This window comes from Hymenobacter sp. B1770 (genome assembly GCF_049896385.1).
Lineage (GTDB): Bacteria > Bacteroidota > Bacteroidia > Cytophagales > Hymenobacteraceae > Hymenobacter.
Genome location: NZ_JAFCUF010000009.1, coordinates 21,506 through 39,032, shown reverse-complemented (window position 1 = coordinate 39,032; position 17,527 = coordinate 21,506). Strand labels below are relative to the sequence as shown.

Annotated in this window: 13 protein-coding genes; 11 read left to right on the top strand and 2 right to left on the bottom strand. The window is 56.8% G+C overall.

Features of this window, described 5'->3' with window-relative positions; translation table 11 throughout:
- Positions 1-50 precede the first annotated feature (50 nt).
- The 11 genes from ACP7AJ_RS17220 to ftsZ all read left to right on the top strand — a co-directional run bounded on the left by ACP7AJ_RS17220 (position 51) and on the right by ftsZ (position 15,424).
- Entirely contained in the window at positions 51-920 is an 870-nt protein-coding gene (locus tag ACP7AJ_RS17220) for an FtsL-like putative cell division protein (protein WP_426061434.1), read from the top strand.
- Positions 917-3,355 (top strand): penicillin-binding protein, encoded by a 2,439-nt coding sequence (locus ACP7AJ_RS17215; RefSeq protein WP_426061433.1) that lies wholly within the window; start codon positions 917-919, stop codon positions 3,353-3,355. The genes ACP7AJ_RS17220 and ACP7AJ_RS17215 overlap by 4 nt, the downstream gene beginning before the upstream one ends.
- Before the next feature lie 52 nt (positions 3,356-3,407).
- Positions 3,408-4,880 (top strand): UDP-N-acetylmuramoyl-L-alanyl-D-glutamate--2,6-diaminopimelate ligase, encoded by a 1,473-nt coding sequence (locus ACP7AJ_RS17210; protein WP_426061432.1) that lies wholly within the window; start codon positions 3,408-3,410, stop codon positions 4,878-4,880.
- Positions 4,881-4,904: 24 nt separating this feature from the next.
- On the top strand, positions 4,905-6,125 hold the full coding sequence (mraY, locus tag ACP7AJ_RS17205; protein ID WP_426061431.1) for a phospho-N-acetylmuramoyl-pentapeptide-transferase: 1,221 nt from the start codon (positions 4,905-4,907) through the stop codon (positions 6,123-6,125).
- Positions 6,126-6,132: 7 nt separating this feature from the next.
- The gene (murD, locus tag ACP7AJ_RS17200) at positions 6,133-7,506 is read left to right on the top strand and encodes a UDP-N-acetylmuramoyl-L-alanine--D-glutamate ligase (protein WP_426061430.1); all 1,374 of its coding nucleotides are present in this window, start codon (positions 6,133-6,135) and stop codon (positions 7,504-7,506) included.
- A 29-nt stretch (positions 7,507-7,535) separates the two neighbouring features.
- A complete protein-coding gene (locus ACP7AJ_RS17195; RefSeq protein WP_426061429.1) occupies positions 7,536-8,729 on the top strand; it encodes an FtsW/RodA/SpoVE family cell cycle protein in 1,194 nt (397 codons plus the stop codon).
- Positions 8,730-8,865: 136 nt separating this feature from the next.
- The gene (gene murG, locus ACP7AJ_RS17190; RefSeq protein WP_426061428.1) at positions 8,866-9,966 is read left to right on the top strand and encodes an undecaprenyldiphospho-muramoylpentapeptide beta-N-acetylglucosaminyltransferase; all 1,101 of its coding nucleotides are present in this window, start codon (positions 8,866-8,868) and stop codon (positions 9,964-9,966) included.
- A gap of 87 nt (positions 9,967-10,053) precedes the next feature.
- Entirely contained in the window at positions 10,054-11,451 is a 1,398-nt protein-coding gene (gene murC, locus ACP7AJ_RS17185; RefSeq protein WP_426061427.1) for a UDP-N-acetylmuramate--L-alanine ligase, read from the top strand.
- Positions 11,452-11,553: 102 nt separating this feature from the next.
- Positions 11,554-12,312 (top strand): cell division protein FtsQ/DivIB, encoded by a 759-nt coding sequence (locus ACP7AJ_RS17180; protein WP_426061426.1) that lies wholly within the window; start codon positions 11,554-11,556, stop codon positions 12,310-12,312.
- A gap of 84 nt (positions 12,313-12,396) precedes the next feature.
- A complete protein-coding gene (ftsA, locus tag ACP7AJ_RS17175; RefSeq protein WP_426061425.1) occupies positions 12,397-13,812 on the top strand; it encodes a cell division protein FtsA in 1,416 nt (471 codons plus the stop codon).
- A 103-nt stretch (positions 13,813-13,915) separates the two neighbouring features.
- The gene (ftsZ, locus tag ACP7AJ_RS17170; RefSeq protein WP_426061424.1) at positions 13,916-15,424 is read left to right on the top strand and encodes a cell division protein FtsZ; all 1,509 of its coding nucleotides are present in this window, start codon (positions 13,916-13,918) and stop codon (positions 15,422-15,424) included.
- Positions 15,425-15,530: 106 nt separating this feature from the next.
- Here the strand turns inward: ftsZ and ACP7AJ_RS17165 are convergent, their stop codons facing one another.
- Positions 15,531-16,127: a hypothetical protein gene (locus ACP7AJ_RS17165; RefSeq protein ID WP_426061423.1), complete on the bottom strand. Its 597-nt coding sequence runs from the start codon at positions 16,125-16,127 to the stop codon at positions 15,531-15,533.
- A 97-nt stretch (positions 16,128-16,224) separates the two neighbouring features.
- On the bottom strand, positions 16,225-17,376 hold the full coding sequence (locus ACP7AJ_RS17160; RefSeq protein ID WP_426061422.1) for an acyltransferase family protein: 1,152 nt from the start codon (positions 17,374-17,376) through the stop codon (positions 16,225-16,227).
- Between the last annotated feature and the right edge of the window lie 151 nt (positions 17,377-17,527).

Genomic DNA, 17,527 nt, shown 5'->3' with positions numbered 1-17,527 from the left:
GTGCCTTCTCCGGCAATTCTTCTCTGCTCACTGCTGATTGTCGACTGAAAATGGCCACCAATACAATCAGACCCACCGATGCCCCACGCCGGGCCAATGTGCCCCGCGAAGCAGCCGCGCCGGCTCCAGTGGCGGTGCCCGAAGCGGTAGTAGTGGAAGCTCCCGAGCCGGAGCCCGAACCGGCCCCGATTCGCGAAAAGCGACCCCGCAAACCCAAGTTCGAGTCCCGGCCCCGGAGTTCCTGGAGTCTGTTTTCGCTTCTGGACCGGGTTACGAGCGTGGACGGGCTGTTCCGAGAAGGCTTGCCGGTGCGCTACCTGCCCCACCTCCTATTCGTGATGTTGCTGACGCTGCTGTACATCGGCAACACGCACTATGGCAACCGCATGAACCGCAGCATTCATCGCCTCAAACAAGAAACCGAAGACCTGCGCGCCGACTACACCACGCTGAAATCAGACTACATGGAGGCCAGCAAGCAGAGCGAAGTGGCCCGCAAAGTGGCCGCCTTCGGGCTAGTGGAAAGCTCTTCGCCCCCCTTCCGTATCTCCGTGCCCGCGGGGCGCCTAGATGCGGCCGAGTTGGAACTCATGCCCGTGCTGACGGCTGATACGCTAGCGGCTCGGGCGGCCCGCGACTCGACCGCTGCAATACAGAAGGACATTCTGGCTGGACGTCGCCGCGCCTCGGCCGCGGGCACCGACGACGATGGCCCCGAGATTATTGCCCCACCGCAGCCGCTGGATGGTGACACTACGGAAGCTGCCGTGCCGATTCGCCGGGCTGCGCCGGCGGCCAGTAGGCCCACCAAAGCCGCTGCTCCAAAAAAGCTCGACAACAAACCAAAGGCACAAAAGCGTACTAGCCAGCCCAAAGCCAAATCGGCAACTAAACAGACTGTTAGAGCTAAATCTCGATGAAAGGCAACGTTAAGAAGTCCATTGTCACGCGGGTGCGGCTGGCCTTTCTGGGGGTAGCCGTCTTCTCGTGCGCTATTTTTTGGAAAGCTACCAAGATTCAATACCAGGAAGGTGCCAAATGGCGCGCCCTGGAGCAGGAGCGGCGCATCAGCTACCATCCTGTGCCCGCCACGCGGGGCAACATATACTCTGATAACGAGAGTATTATGGCTACTTCGCTGCCCTTTTACCGGGTGGCCTGGGACCCTGGCGTGGTTGATGATGCCGTATTTAGGGCGGGCGTAGACTCGCTGGCCTGGCACCTGTCGCACTTTTTTGGCGACCGGAGCGTGCAAGAGTACCGCCGCCGGCTGATGAATGCCCGCGACCCCAAGCGCCCCACCGTGCGCTACATCCGTCTCAACTCCCGTCAAATCAATTTTCAGGAGAAGAAGATGCTGGCCAAGTGGCCCATCTTCCGGGCTAAGCGCAATCGCGGCGGGGCCATTTTTGAGAAGGTGGACAAGCGGTTCCGGCCCTTTGGCGGCTTGGCGCAGCGCACCATTGGCTTCGTGAATGAGGACAAGCACGGCGCGGGTCTGGAGTACACCTTCGAGCAAAGTCTGGCAGGCAAAGCCGGCGAGGCACTCTTTGAGCGAGTGCCGGGCGGCATTAAGCCCGTGTACGATGGTACCGAAATCAAACCCCAGCCCGGCTATGATGTTAAGACCACCCTCGATATCAACCTGCAGGATGTGGCCGAGAATGCCCTGTACAAGTCTTTAGTTGATAACAATGCCCAGTATGGCTGCGTGATTCTGATGGAGGTGGCCACCGGCGAAATCAAGGCCGTAGCTAACCTCGGAAAAGCGTCGGATGGTAGCTACAAGGAGGATTACAACTACGCCTTCGCCGACCAGGGCCGTACCGAACCGGGCTCTACATTCAAGCTGGCGTCGATGATGGCTTTGTTTGAGGCGCGGCCCAATATTGAGCTTGACGACATTGTGGACACCGGCAACGGACGCATGCTCGTGGGCGGTGCCGTTAAGTCTGACTCGCACGGCTATGGCCGCATCACGGTGCAACAGGTGTTCGAGAAGTCGTCCAACATTGGGGTAGCCCGGCTGGTGCATGAGAACTTCGTGAAGAACCCCAACGAGTATTACGACCAACTTAAGAGATTTGGGCTGGACAAGCCTTTGGGCTTTCAAATGACCGGCGAAGCCAAGCCTTACTTGAAAGACCCCCAGGACCGCACCTGGAGCCGCACCTCGCTCACCACCATGAGCATCGGCTATGAGCTAAAGCTAGCGCCGCTGCAAACGCTGGCCCTGTACAATGCCATCGCCAACGGCGGTGTCAAGCTGCAGCCGCTCATCGTGAAGGAAATCAAACAGGCTGACCAAGTATTGCAACGCAACGAGACAGTGGTGCTAAACCCCAAAATCTGCTCCGATGCCACCTTGGCCAAGGTGAAAGCCATGATGGAAGGCGTGGTGTCGCATGGCACAGCGCGCAGCATTCAGCCCAAGGACTACACCATTGCTGGCAAAACCGGCACGGCGTGGAAATTCAAAAACGGCCAGTACACCAAGACCTACTCCACAAGCTTCTGTGGCTATTTTCCGGCCGATAAGCCCAAGTACAGCTGCATCGTGGTGGTCGATTCGCCCCGTAACGGCCGCATCTACGGCGCCGATGTCGCAGCCCCGGTATTCCGAGAAGTGGCCGATAAGTGCATGGCGCGCGACCTGCTCAGCCAGCGCCCGCTGCTGGCCAAAGCCCGCCTAAACAAGAGCCGCGTGCCCATGGTGCGTGCCGGCATGCAAGACGAGCTGGCCCTGGTGTGCCAGAAGCTGGGCTTGGTGGGCAATACCCAGGCAACCGGGGGCGAGGAATGGGTACGGGCAGCTTCGGATACGGCGTTTCATGCGCGTACCGTGGCCCTGGTAGTGAACCCCGTGCGGCCCGGCCGGGTGCCGCTGGTGAAAGGCTTGACCCTGCGAGATGCCTTGTTTCTGCTTGAAAACCGGGGCTTGCACGTGCGGGCAATGGGGACGGGCCGCGTACGCGAGCAGTCGTTGGAAGTGGGCAGCTCCATTAAGCGGGGCGACATCATCACGCTCACGCTGGTGGAAACCGGCCCCCGCATGGCAGCTCCCAAGGCCCTGCCCGAGCCGGAGCATACCAAAGTGGCCGAGAACAAGCTGATTGTTCCTGCCGAAGCTGACCCGGCAGCCAAGCCCTTTACCACCAGCGCCAAAGCCAAAGTAGCGTCGGGTCGGGCCAAGCCGTCCACGTCGGCCACGGCCAAAGCCTCGGCTGAAAAAAAAGCAGATGCTATTGCCAACAAGAAGGCCGCCGCCAAGGCTTCCTCCAGCAAGACTCCTGCTAAGGGTACCAAAAAAGCGCCGACTCCAACCAACGCAAAAACCCCGATTCGCCGCACCTAACTGCTTTGTTTGCCCGGCCGCTTTTGCCTGACTGCGGCTGATTATTTCCCTCATGATTTCCCTGCCGCTCTTTTCTCTCCTTACCGACGTAACCGTGCTGGCCCAGCACGGCCCCACCGACGTGCCCATCACGGCCCTCACTCTCGATTCGCGGGAGGCGGGGCCGGGGGTGGCGTTTTGCGCCCTGCGCGGCACCGCTACCGACGGCCACAAGTTTATTGCCGGAGCCGTTGACCAAGGCTTGGCGGCCGTGGTGTGCGAGGAACTGCCGGCGGTGTTGAATCCGGCCACGTCCTACATATTAGTTGAAAACAGCGGCGCAGCACTGGCACACATGGCCGCTGCATTTTACGGGCATCCGTCCCGGCAACTGAAGCTGATTGGCATTACGGGTACCAATGGCAAGACTTCCTGTGCTACGCTCTTGCACAAGTTGTTGCGGGAGCTGGGCTACCACGCCGGCCTGCTAAGCACAGTGCAAAACCAGATTGACGAGGAGGTGATTCCTTCTACCCACACCACGCCCGACGCCATCCGCCTGAACGCGCTGCTGGCGCGTATGGTGGCGGCCGGCTGCACCCACGCCTGCATGGAGGTAAGCAGCCACGCCGTGGCCCAGCACCGCGTCACGGGCCTGCGCTTTGCCGGGGGCGTGTTCACCAACCTCACCCACGACCACCTCGACTACCACGGCACCTTTGATAATTACCTGAAGGCCAAAAAGGGCTTTTTCGACGCGCTGCCCAAAACCGCTTTCGCCCTCACCAACGCCGATGATAAGCGCGGCCCGGTAATGCTGCAAAACACCGCCGCCCGCCGCGAAACCTACTCCCTGCGCGGGGCTGCAACGTTCCGGGCCAAGCTCATTGCTAATGAAGTGCACGGCCTGCACCTCGAAATTGACGACCGCGAAATTCTATTTCGACTCATCGGCGTGTTCAATGCCTACAACCTGCTGGCCGTGTATGGCGCGGCCGTGCTGCTTGGCGAAGACCCCACCGACGTGCTCACCATCCTCTCGGGCCTGACTACGGCGCCGGGCCGCTTCGAGCCCGTGGTGTCGCCCACCCAGCGCGTGACCGGCATCGTGGACTACGCCCACACCCCCGATGCCCTGGAGAACGTTCTGCAAACTCTGCACGAAATCCGCCAGCCCACCCAGCAAATTATTACGGTAGTGGGCTGCGGCGGCAACCGCGACGCGGCCAAGCGCCCCATCATGGCCAACCTGGCCGCGCGCCTCTCTAATAAAGTCATCCTCACCGCCGACAACCCGCGGTTTGAGGACCCCAACGACATTCTGGCGCAGATGCAGGCCGGTGTGACAGCACCCGACGCGGCCAAGGTGCGCACCGTGGTCGACCGCCGCGAGGCCATTCGGGCCGCCGTGGAGCTGGCCGGCGCCAACGATATTGTGCTGGTGGCGGGCAAGGGCCACGAGACTTACCAGGAAATCCGCGGCGTGAAGGCGCCGTTCGACGACAAACTGATTTTAACCGAAGTTTTTGCTGCCCTCGGCAAGTAACGGCCTGCTGCTAACCGTACCTGAATGCTTTATTACCTTTTTCGTTACTTAAACGAGCATTACAATCTGCCCGGCATCGGGGTGTTTCAATACACCACCTTTCGCGCGGGGTTGGCTGTGGTCATTTCCCTGCTCATCGCTCTCATCTTTGGCCAGCATCTAATCAAGATTCTGCAGAGAAAACAGATTGGCGAAAGCGTGCGCGACCTAGGCCTGCAGGGCCAAAACGAGAAGAAGGGCACGCCGACCATGGGCGGCCTCATCATCATTCTGGCCATTCTGGTGCCGGTGCTGTTGCTTGCTCGGCTGCGCAACATCTACATCATCCTGATGTTGCTGAGCACGGTTTGGCTGGGGCTGATTGGGTTTCTGGACGACTACATCAAGGTTTTTCGCAAGAATAAAGAGGGCTTGAGCGGCCGGTTTAAAGTGCTGGGCCAAGTGGGCCTGGGCATCACCGTGGGCTGGGTGCTGTTTTATAGCAACGAGATAACCATTCGCGAATACCTGCAGCCGAACGGGCAGTTTTCTACCGTGAATGCTACCAAGTTCTACAAGGATGTGCACCTCATGATTACCACGGTGCCCTTTATGAAGGACAACGAGCTGAACTACGCTAACTTGTTTGCCTCGGCCGGCACCATTTTCAATGGCCTCTACGGCTTTCTCTACATTCCTATCGTCATCTTTCTGGTGACGGCCATCAGCAACGGCGCCAACCTGACGGACGGCCTCGACGGGCTTGCAGCAGGTACTTCGGCCATCATCGGCATTACGCTGGCCATTTTTGCTTTCGTGAGCGGCAACGCGTTACTGGCCGATTACCTGGACGTCATGTTCATTCCGGATTCCGGCGAGCTGGTTATTTTTTGTACTGCGTTTGTGGGGGCCTGCATCGGCTTTCTGTGGTACAACTCCTACCCAGCGCAGGTTTTCATGGGCGACACAGGCTCGCTTACCCTCGGCGGCATCATCACGGTGCTGGCACTGGTGGTACGTAAGGAGTTGCTGATTCCCATCCTCTGCGGCGTGTTCATCATTGAGAACCTGTCGGTTGTGGTGCAGGTGAGCTGGTTTAAATACACCAAGCGCAAGTACGGCGAGGGCCGGCGCCTACTGCGCATGTCGCCGCTACACCACCACTACCAGAAGCTAGGCTACCACGAATCCAAAATCGTGTCGCGCTTTTGGATTGTCGGCATAATGCTGGCTGTCATTACTTTGGTTACGTTGAAATTGCGTTAGATTCAGAATGAATATTGTAATCCTCGGAGCAGCCGAAAGTGGGGTAGGAGCAGCGCTGTTGGCGCAGGCGAAAGGCCATTCCGTGTTCGTGTCCGACCGCGGCGCCATCCTCCCCGTGTACAAGGACAAACTCACCCAGGCCGGCATTGCCTTTGAAGAAAACCAGCATACCCTCGATAGAATCCTGGCCGCCGACGAAGTAATCAAAAGCCCTGGCATCCCCGAAAAAGCTCCGGTTGTCCAGGCTTTGCGTGAAAAAGGCACTTCCATCGTCTCTGAGATTGAGTTTGCTGGACGTTATACCCGAGCCAAGAGCATTTGCATCACGGGCACCAACGGCAAAACCACCACCACGCTGCTCACCTACCACTTGCTGAAAAGCGCCGGCCTGAGCGTGGGCCTGGCCGGCAACGTGGGCTACAGCCTGGCCGAGCAAGTGATTGAAGATAAGCATGACTACTACGTGCTGGAGCTGAGCAGCTTCCAGCTCGACGACATGCACGAATTCCGCCCCTGGGTAGCCATGCTGCTCAATATCACCCCCGACCACCTCGACCGCTACGAGTACTCTTTGGAGAAATACGCCCACTCCAAATTGCGCATTGCCCGCAACGTTAGCCGTTGCTTCATCTACAACGCGGCCGACCCCGAAACCAACAAAGCCGTAGCAGCCTCTGAGTTTCAGAAAAATGCACTGGCTTTCGACAAGGAGTTCGATAGCGGCAACGCCGGCGAAAACCGGGCTGCCTGGTATGGGGCCGACGGTACGCTACGGCTGCACCTGCCCGGCTACCCCGAAGGCATGGTTGAGGTAGTAAGCGTGGCACAGTCGCCGCTCATCGGTCAGCATAACCAGCAGAATATGGCCGCCGCCGTGCTCGCCGCCCGCGTAGCTGGCCTCAGCACCGAGCAAATTGAAGCGGGCCTGGCTACCTTCCAAAACGCCGACCACCGCCTGCAACTGGTAGGCGAAATCAACGGCGTCTGCTTCATCAACGACAGCAAGGCCACCAACGTGGAAGCCGCTTGGTACGCCCTCGACGGCATCAAGCAGCCCATCGTTTGGATTGCCGGTGGCACTGACAAGGGCAACAACTACAATAGCCTCCTGGGCCTGGCCGCGTCCCGTGTGAAGGCGCTTGTGTGCTTGGGCGTCGACAATGAGAAACTTCACGACGCTTTTGTGGAAGTGGTGCCTCATGTGGAAGAAACCCAGAGCATGACCGACGCCGTCGCCCGCGCCGCCGCGCTCGCTGAGTCTGGCGATGTGGTACTGCTCTCGCCCTGTTGCGCTAGCTTCGATTTATTCAAAAACTACGAAGACCGGGGCCGGCAATTTGCCCAGGCGGTCAAAGCGTTGTCATCTTCTGCGTCAGCGTAATCTATTTAATCAGCGAACCTCTGCGATTTATGGAACTCAGACAAAACCTGTTGCAACGCAGCCTCAAGGGCGACCCCATTCTATGGGCCATCGTGCTTCTGTTCTCTTTTATCAGCATCGCGGTGGTGTATTCAGCTACTGGCACGCTGGCCTATAAGAAGATGGACGGCAACACCGAGCACTTCCTTTTCAAGCACACCGCCCTGATTCTGGTGGGATTGGGCTTTATGTGGCTGGCTCACCGCATCGATTACCGCTACTATTCTCGCCTGGCGCTGTACGCCCTGCTGATTTCGGTGCCGCTGCTGCTGTTCACCTACCTCATGGGCTCGAACATCAACGAGGCGTCGCGCTGGCTCACCATTCCGGTAATCAACCAAACCTTTCAGCCCTCTGACCTTGCCAAACTCGCATTGATTTCGCACCTGGCCAGCATGCTTAGCCGCCGCCAGCAGCACCTCGACGACTTTTGGACCACGCTGTTTCCGGTAATGCTGTGGGTAGGCATTATCTGCGGCCTCATCATCCTGAGTAACGCCTCTACGGCGCTGCTGCTGTTCGCAACCTGCCTGCTGCTGATGTTCATCGGCCGCGTGCCGCTTCGCCAAATGGCCGTAATGATTGCCATTGGGGCTGTAGTGGGTGGAGCGGGCCTGGCCACGGGCCAGCGCGGCAAAACGGTTATCTCGCGCGTCACCAACCACTTCGACAGCGCCAGCGACCCCAACAAGAAAGTGCCCTTCCAGCTCGAGCACAGCTACATTGCCATTGCCACGGGCGGCGTCACGGGCAAGGGCCCGGGCAAGAGCACCGAGCGCAACATCCTGCCGCACCCGTATTCCGACTTTATCTATGCCATCATCATCGAAGAATACGGCCTCATTGGCGGCGCGGTGGTGCTTTTTCTTTATCTGGCGTTTCTCTATCGAGGGCTCAAAACCGTCATGAATAGCTACGGCGCCTTCGGCGGCTTGCTTTCGGCCGGACTTAGCTTCAGCCTCGTGCTGCAGGCCTTGGTCAACATGGGCGTGGCCGTGGGGCTGGGTCCCATCACCGGCCTGCCGCTGCCCCTGCTTAGCATGGGCGGCACTTCACTTATTTTCACCGGCATCAGCATCGGCATCATTCTGGCGGTCAGTCGTGGTGAACGCGAGGTGCGCCCCATGACCGGCGAACCCGACGACACAGCACGCATCCCCAGCAAGCGCGCCGCGTATGCTTGAATGTAAATTGATGAACGTCATGCCGAGCGCCGCCGAACCGAAGGTCGCCGTAGGCAAGCATTTCGCTCACGAGAGTAAATAATTATTGCTGCACGCGTCATGCTTCGGCTGCGCTCAGCATGACGTCCTGTTTTTCATGACCAATCCTCTTCGCGTCATCATCAGCGGTGGCGGCACCGGCGGGCACATATTCCCAGCCGTGGCCATTGCCAACGAACTGCGCCGCCGCCTGCCCGATACCGAAATCCTATTTGTGGGCGCCAACGGCCGCATGGAAATGACCCGCGTGCCCGACGCAGGCTATAAGATAGTTGGCCTCGACATCAGCGGCCTGCAGCGCCGCCTCACCCCCCAGAACTTCATGTTTCCGGTGCGGGTGTTTCGCTCGGTGCGCAAGGCTGGGCGACTAATTGAAGAATTTCGGCCCGATGTCGTGGTAGGAGTGGGGGGCTATGCCTCGGCCCCGGTGCTGCTGGCCGCTACGTCGCGGGCCATTCCCTCACTTATACAGGAACAGAATTCCTACGCCGGCCTGGTCAACAAGCTGCTGGCCCGCCGGGTGGGGCGCATTTGCGTGGCCTACGATGGCATGGAGAAGTTCTTCCCCAAAGACAAAATCGTGCTGACCGGCAACCCAGTGCGCACGGAAATAGCCGATGGCGACCGCGCCGAAGCGCTCCAGTTCTTTGGCTTAAATCCTGACAAAAAAACGTTGCTCGTAGTAGGCGGCAGCCTGGGCGCCCGCACCCTCAACCTGGCCACGGCCGCCGCCCTGCAGCGCCTGCGCGATGCGGGCGTGCAGCTGCTCTGGCAAACGGGCAAGCTGTATTTCCCTGAAGCCGAAAGGCTCGCTGGCCCCTACCAAGCCGATAATCTGTACGCGCTTGAGTTCATCAAACGCATGGATTTGGCATACGCCGCGGCTGATGTCGTCATCAGTCGAGCGGGCGCGCTTTCCGTTTCCGAGCTGTGCCTGACCGGGAAGGCCAGCATCCTGGTGCCTTCGCCCAACGTGGCCGAAGACCACCAAACCAAAAACGCGCTCTCTCTGGTGAGCAAGGGCGCCGCCGTGCTCATTACCGATGAGCACGCCCAGGCCCGTCTTTACGACGAAGCCCTCCGCCTGCTCGGTGATACCGAACGCCAGCAGCAGCTTAGCACCCGCGTGCGGGAACTGGCCCGGCCCAACGCCACGGCCATCATTGTTGATGAGCTGTTGAGATTAATTAAAAGTTAAAAATGACGAATTAAAAAAATGCCATGCGGATACATGACGCAAAGGCTACATCAACTCATTTTTAATTCATAGTTTATAATTCAAGTTTTGAATCAGTTTCCCTACGTTTTTTTTCTTGGTATTGGCGGCATTGGAATGTCGGCGTTGGCGCGCTGGTTTCAAGCCAACGGCCATCAGGTGAGCGGGTACGATAAAACCGAAACACCGCTGACCCAAGTGCTGGTAACGGAAGGCATTGCCGTGCATTACGCAGACGCCGTGGAAAACATACCGGCTGAGGTTCGCCAGAATAGGGACCAAACCTTGGTGGTGCTAACCCCTGCCATACCGGCCGAGAGCGTGGAGTGGGCGTGGCTGCGCGCCGAAGGCTACGACATTCGCAAGCGCAGCCAGGTGCTGGGCGTGCTAACTCAGGGCCGCTATACCATTGCCGTGGCGGGCACCCACGGCAAAACCACGACCAGCAGCATGGTGGCGCATTTGCTGCACCACGCCGGCCTCGATGCCGGCGCTTTCCTGGGTGGAATAGCGGTGAACCTGGGCAGCAACCTGCTGCTGCCAACGAGCCCGGAAGCCCCCATTGTGGTAGAAGCTGATGAATATGACCGGAGCTTCCTAACGCTGTTTCCTGACGTAGCCATCGTTACCAGCACCGATGCCGACCACCTTGATATTTATGGCGACCAAAAGTCATTAATAGAATCGTTTCGTCAATTTGTCGGCCAGATAAAGCCCGGCGGTACGCTATTAATTAATCATACTGCCGATGCCAGCGTGGCGGCCGCGGCTCCGGCCGGTACTACGGTGATTCGCTACGGGCTCTCGGCCGAACAGGGGCCTGAACTCTACGCCCACGATATATCGGCTGAAGGCCACCAGTTTCATTTTGACTTGCGCAGCCCAAATGGGACGGTAGCCAACTTAGAGTTGGCGGTGCCCGGCTACCACAACGTGGAGAACATGCTGGCGGCCGCCGCAGTGGCACAAATTCATGACATTAATTCTGAAAAATTACGCGCGGCAGTGGCAGCGTATCGCGGCGTAAAAAGGCGCTTTGAGTTTGTGGTTACCACTGGTAAAAACGTTTATCTCGACGATTATGCCCATCATCCACGCGAAATAGAGGCTTTTCTGCTTTCTGTTAGAGCATTGTATCCGGGCAAGCGGCTGCGGGTGATTTTTCAGCCCCATCTGTTCACCCGTACCCGCGACTTCGCGGCTGGTTTTTCTAAGAGCTTAAGTATTGCAGATGAGGTATTTTTGTTAGATATTTACCCAGCCCGCGAAAAGCCATTGCCGGGAATTACTTCCGAAATAATTCTGGCCAACCTCACGGCACCCACCAAAGCCATTCTAACCAAAGAACAAGTTCTGGCCGCCGCCCAAATCGATGAAACGTTTGATGTTTTGGCCACGGTAGGAGCGGGGGATATTGACACTTTGGTGCCGCAATTAAAATTGATTTTAACCGAGCGTTGGAAATAATAAAATCAATTTGAAAGCAAAAAAAACACAGAGAGAAACGTCGCATTTCAACAAGGACACCGCAACGTTTTCTGATAATTCACCACAACACCCTTTCCGCTTTTGGACCGCACCGTTAGAAACTTACTTGTAGCTGCTGCTTGCCTGCTGGTGCTGGGCGGGTTGGGCGTATTCGCCGCCCTGCGCCAAGCCAACCGCCCCGTAAGCGCGGTATCCGTCAACATCGCCAACGAATTCGATAATTACTTCATCAGCGAGCGGGGCGTAACGGCCTTGCTCACCAAGGGCGGCGCCGAGCCCGTGGTGGGCACGCTTCCCGAAGGTCCCCGTTTGCAGGAACTGGAAGCTCGGGTGCGGGCGCATCCCTTCGTGCGCGAAGCCCAGGTGTACCGCGACCTTGCCGGCAACCTGCACGCCGACATTCGCCAGAACCGGCCCATTGCCCGCCTCACCCACCCCGACACCCGCCTCGATACCTACGTGGATGCGGAAGGGCACACCTTGCCCCTCTCACCGCTGTTTACGGCCCGGGTAGCGACCGTGGCGCGCCCCAATGGAGCTAGCTTGCCAAGTGCATTTTTCCAGGACAGTACTGGGCAACGATACCTCGAGTTTTTGCGGTACGTGGACGAGCATGAATTCTGGAAAGCTCAGGTATCGGAGGTCTTTATCGAGCCGGGCGGAAAGCTCTCCTTTACCCAGCAAGTGGGCGACCAGCGCATCGAATTCGGTATGCCCGAAAATATTTCCGAGAAATTCGCCAAGCTTATGGTATTTTACCGGCAAATTCCGTCAGTTTTGGGGTGGGACACCTACCACCGCGTAAACGTCGAATACAAGAATCAAATTATCTGCGAATAGTAATTCGCTGAAAAATAGACCGTAAGGTCCACAATTTCTCAATTCCCAAACCCAGCTTTCTTCACGCTCGCCAGCACCGCTCCTATGCAACAAGACAAAATCGTCGTCGGGCTCGACATTGGCACTACAAAAATCTGCGCCTTGGTAGGCCGCAAAAACGAGTTCGGTAAACTTGAAATCCTGGGCATGGGTAAAGCTGTGTCCGAAGGTGTTTCACGGGGCATAGTGCTCAACATTGACAAAACCGTCGACGCAATAAAACGGGCCATTCGGCAAGCCGAAGAACAGTCCGGAATTAGCATTGGATTGGTAAACGTAGGCATCGCCGGCCAGCACATCAAGAGCTTGCAGCACAACGGCAGCATCACGCGCAACTCGCACGATACCATCGGGCCGGACGACGTGAACCGCCTCACACAAGACATGTACCGCCTCGTAACCCAGCCCGGCTCGCAAATCATTCACGTGATGCCGCAGGACTATAAGGTGGATTATGAGGAAGGCATTGCCGACCCCGTGGGCTACGAAGGCGTGCGTTTGGAGGGTAACTTCCACATCATCACCGCCCAGAGCACGGCCATCAACAACATCAATAAGTGCGTGACCAAAGCCGGGCTGGAAATTGCCGACCTGATTTTGGAGCCTTTGGCCAGCAGCATGTCCATCCTCTCGGAAGAGGAGAAGGAAGCCGGCGTGGCCCTGATTGACATCGGCGGCGGTACCACCGACCTGGCCGTGTTCAAGGACGGCATCATCCGCCACGCGGCGGTGCTGCCGTTTGGTGGCAACATCATCACGCAGGACATCAAGGCCGGCTGCAACGTCGCCCCCGGCCAAGCCGAGCAGCTTAAGGTGAAGTTTGGCAAAGCCATTGCCGAAGAAGCTTCTGATTATGAAATCGTGAGCATTCCTGGCCTGCCCAACCGCCCGCCCAAGGAGGTATCGCTGAAAAACCTGGCGTACATCATTGAGGCCCGCATGTCGGAAATCATGGAGCTGGTGTATGCCGAAATATACCGCATGGGCCTGCACGACAAGTTGTCGGCCGGCATCGTGCTCACGGGCGGCGGCTCGCAGCTCCAGAACCTGGAGCAGCTCACCGAATACATCACCGGTCTGGATACCCGCATTGGCTACCCTAACCAGCACCTCGGCAAGAGCCGCATTGAGGCAGTGAAGTCGCCGATGTACGCCACTACGGTGGGCTTGGTGCTGTCGGGCTACCACTCGCTCGATGAGCGCAATAACTCGCGTGCTCCTTACGAGCAGGAAGAGCAGATTATCCCTTCCTACTACGCTCCCCAGGTGGCCGCACCGGCCCCTGTTCAGGCACCGGCTTCGATGCCTGTAGAAACCCGCGCTTCGGTGCCCGCTGCGCCGGCGCCCGCGCCTCAGCCTGCCAAGCCCAAGGAGCCCGGCGCGGCCAGTCGTTTCTTCAAGGACATCATCACCCGCACCAAAGGGTTGTTGATTGACGATTACGACGATAAGTCTTATTAATATTCCGCCAGTTGATTGTTGGTTGCTGCTTGTTGATTAGTGAGTAATTTGCTCGCTAATTGATGAGTGGCAACTAACTATTAGCAATCAACCTATCGACTTTATGAATTACAAATTCGACATTCCTGCCCAGAACAAGTCAATCATCAAGGTGATTGGGGTGGGAGGTGGTGGCTCCAATGCCGTGAAGCACATGCACAAGCAGGGCATCAAGGACGTGGAGTTTATTATCTGCAACACCGACCACCAGGCGCTGCAAAGCTCCACGGTGCCCAACAAGCTTCAGATTGGAGTTGACCTCACCGAAGGCCTGGGTGCTGGGGCCAAGCCCGAGCGCGGCCGCCAAGCCGCCCTGGAAAGCAAGGAGCAAATTCGCGAGCTACTGAACCACGGCACCAAGATGCTGTTCATCACGGCCGGCATGGGCGGTGGAACCGGTACGGGTGCCGCCCCGGTAATTGCGCAGGTTGCGCAGGAGCTGGGCATCCTGACGGTGGGCATCGTGACGGCGCCTTTCTTGTTTGAAGGTAAAAAGAAGCGCCTGCAGGCGGAACTAGGCATCAAGGAGCTCAGCGAGCATTGCGACACGGTGCTGGTAATTCTCAACGACAAGCTGCCGCAGATTTACGGCAACCTGACCATGAGCGCGGCTTTCGCCAAGGCAGATACCGTCTTGACCACGGCTGCAAAGTCCATTGCCGAAATAATTACGGTGACGGCCGATGTGAACGTCGACTTTGAAGACGTGAAAACGGTGATGAAGGACAGCGGAGCCGCCGTAATGGGCAGCAGCATGACCGAAGGCGAAAACCGCGCCCGTCGCGCTGCCGAGGAAGCGCTGAACTCGCCGCTGCTCAACAATACCGACATTCAGGGGGCGCAGAAAATTCTGCTCTCCATCATGTCGGGCGCCGAGCACGAGTTGGAAATGGACGAGCTGACCGAAATCACGGAGTACATCCAAGAGAAAGCCGGGCAGGATGCGGAAATGATTTTCGGCCACGGCATCGATGACACCTTGGGCCAGAACATCCGCGTGACGGTGATTGCCACCGGCTTTGCCCGCGATGCTCATTCCATCAACACCCCCGGCGCTCCGAGCAGCAGCACTGCAGATTCTGCTCCGGTAGCAGCAGCGCCCGTTGAAGCGGCTCCTGCGACCGTGGCGCCGGCTGCTCCAGCAGTTGGAAACGCTTCGGCACCTTTTGTGCCCAGTTTCGGTAGCTCGGCTCCGGAGCCGGCCCGGGTTACGTTTGACCTCAATGGTCCTTCGGCCCACAATGCGCCTCCCTTGGCCGGCATTCCGGCCAGTGCCCCTACGGAGCCTGTTTTAACCTCGAATGCGGTTCCAGCGCCGGCTCCAACTCCGGAGAACCGTACTCGCCCAGCAATGGACGCACAGGCCCTGGAGCGCCGTCGGCGCCTGCAGGAGTTGAGCAATGGCCTGCCACCCGAGGCGGTGAGCCAATACGATACGCCGGCTTACTTGCGTCGCCAGGTAAAACTGGAGAATGTGGAGCCCAGCTCGGCGCAGAATATCTCGCGGTTTAATTTATCGGACGATAATGAACTGTTGGGGGATAACCGGTTTTTGCACGACAATGTAGACTAAGTAATCTGTTGCTTTAATTACTAAAAACGCCGCTCTTGAAACTTTCAAGAGCGGCGTTTTTGGTGGCAGGTAGTTTAAGTAATTCGTTAAAAAAATTATTTCTGTTTTAATTAAAACTTATCGTACTCATTATTTTAGACCTAAGTACATCCATAACGGAAAGTCTGTCACTAGAATTTAATTTGCTTAGGTCTTTTAATGCCATAAATGCCCAGTACCTGATTCGCCAGTCCGAATCTTTAAGCCGCTTTCTTATTTTATTAATTGTTTGTAAGTCATCATTTCTGACGAAGTCTGGGATTAGACTAAGGGCGTAATATCGAAAAGTTACGTGCTGGTTTTCAAGGTGAGTGCTTAAAATGGCTACGAATGCGTCTCGATGTTTAAATGCTTCTGCATCTATGAAAGAAAGCTCGTCCAAATGAGTTAGTACTTGTCTAGGAAAATCAACTGTTTCGGCGGTAGCAAAAAGACGTCTTATTTCGTCTAAGAAAAAATCGGCCCAATTTGTCAAGTCTTTAGATAATGCCTCGTATATAATTGGGAGGTTATTTAGATAGTTGAACCGTTCATTATAGAACGATTTGATAAAATCTTCAGGAGCAGTATTTATTGTTTCTAAAAGCTCCTTTAATGTGTCTTCCTTTTCAATATTCGTTTGTTCGTAAAAGCTGTCTAATTTCTTTGATAGGTTGCTATACATGCTCTTTGAATGAATGGATTTGCAAGCGCTAAGTATTAATTAAATTTTTAAAGCTAGTCCTAACAAGTAGTTATCGTGACGAAATATTAAGTGCCTGCTATTCTATACTTGAGACAACGCGTCTTTGAGGTTTTAGTAGGCTGTATACGGGTAGTTCAAGCATAACATATAAAATATAAGATGCTATCTGTACTGCCAGAAGTTGTAGCAGCCAAAAGTTGGGCAGCCGCTCGTACACCCAAAACGAAAGCGGCCCCGCGTGGAGCAGGTAAAAGGAGTAAGAGCTGCGCCCCAGCTTTTGAAACAAGTTGCCGCTGAGCAATTGCCGGAACCAAGAGTATTCGCTAAGCAGCCCGGCGAATAATAGCCCACCAGCTGCTGGAAAGCCCACCAAATTTAACACTAGCGTAAGTGGGTGGTCTGGGTTATGAAACTGGGCTTGCGTGAAGCCCAAGGCGACCGTGACCGCCACGTAGAGCAAGGCGCCGCCGAGAGTGCGCGAAATGCCTGCTGGCGAGCCAAGGCGCCCCGATTGGTAGCGCCTGGCCAGCCAAACGCCCACGAAGAACTCCAAGCTATGGCCGAAAAAAGTGAAGCTAAGCATGAAGGGGTAGGACCCAAACAGACCGTGCAGTTTCAGCGGTGCCAGCAGGGCCACCAGCCCGGTGCCAAGGCCCAGCAAAATGAGGGGCTGCAGCCATAGCGGCAGTCCACGGCGCTGGAGGCTCAGTACAAAAGGGGCAGCCAGGTAGAAGCACTCGAATAAGGTGAGGGACCAGGCCTGGCCAATGCCGGTAAACTTGTACTCATCGAAAAAGCTGCGCAGCAACGTGAGGTTGAGCGCTATTAGGCCCGGTGTGACATGAGGAGACTGCCAGTACCACAGCAGTGCAAACGTGGCTAGCGTGAGCAACGCATACAATGGATAGATACGAGCTAGCCGGCCAAGCAAATAGTGTCGCCACCCGCCTTTGGGGCGAAAGTTGGCGGTGCCGGAGTCGTAGCGCAGAGCGATGAGGAAGCCACTTAGCAGCAAGAGCAGCGGCAGGCCATGGGATTCATCGACTAAATACTGGATGGCCCGCGCAATGCCAGGCGGGGGAATGGGGCCCAGTGGGTAATGATTGAAGAACACCAGCCAGGCCGCAATGGCCCGCAAGCCCGTGAGGGCTGGCAGGTAATCGCGGGAAGCCAACGGGCTGGAAGTAGTGTATGAAGCTGCTGAGGCAGAGGGTTCGGCAGCGGGCATGAGTTAGCGCGGAAAGGCGATAAGTTCAGAAGAGTATCTTAAAAGCAAGAACGTCATGCTGAACGGAGCCGAAGCATCTCTCCTGGTGAACTAAAATTTAATTAGTTGCGCGGTAGAGATGCTTCGGCTCCGCTCAGCATGACGTTCATTT

What these genes read in the sequence shown, in the direction of transcription:
- ACP7AJ_RS17165 (WP_426061423.1), bottom strand. Translation starts at nt 16,127, where the DNA reads ATGTATAGCAACCTATCAAAGAAATTAGACAGCTTTTACGAACAAACG.
- mraY (WP_426061431.1), top strand. Translation starts at nt 4,905, where the DNA reads ATGCTTTATTACCTTTTTCGTTACTTAAACGAGCATTACAATCTGCCC.
- ACP7AJ_RS17210 (WP_426061432.1), top strand. Translation starts at nt 3,408, where the DNA reads ATGATTTCCCTGCCGCTCTTTTCTCTCCTTACCGACGTAACCGTGCTG.
- ACP7AJ_RS17220 (WP_426061434.1), top strand. Translation starts at nt 51, where the DNA reads ATGGCCACCAATACAATCAGACCCACCGATGCCCCACGCCGGGCCAAT.
- ACP7AJ_RS17160 (WP_426061422.1), bottom strand. Translation starts at nt 17,376, where the DNA reads ATGCCCGCTGCCGAACCCTCTGCCTCAGCAGCTTCATACACTACTTCC.
- ftsA (WP_426061425.1), top strand. Translation starts at nt 12,397, where the DNA reads ATGCAACAAGACAAAATCGTCGTCGGGCTCGACATTGGCACTACAAAA.
- ACP7AJ_RS17195 (WP_426061429.1), top strand. Translation starts at nt 7,536, where the DNA reads ATGGAACTCAGACAAAACCTGTTGCAACGCAGCCTCAAGGGCGACCCC.
- murG (WP_426061428.1), top strand. Translation starts at nt 8,866, where the DNA reads ATGACCAATCCTCTTCGCGTCATCATCAGCGGTGGCGGCACCGGCGGG.
- murD (WP_426061430.1), top strand. Translation starts at nt 6,133, where the DNA reads ATGAATATTGTAATCCTCGGAGCAGCCGAAAGTGGGGTAGGAGCAGCG.
- ACP7AJ_RS17215 (WP_426061433.1), top strand. Translation starts at nt 917, where the DNA reads ATGAAAGGCAACGTTAAGAAGTCCATTGTCACGCGGGTGCGGCTGGCC.
- ftsZ (WP_426061424.1), top strand. Translation starts at nt 13,916, where the DNA reads ATGAATTACAAATTCGACATTCCTGCCCAGAACAAGTCAATCATCAAG.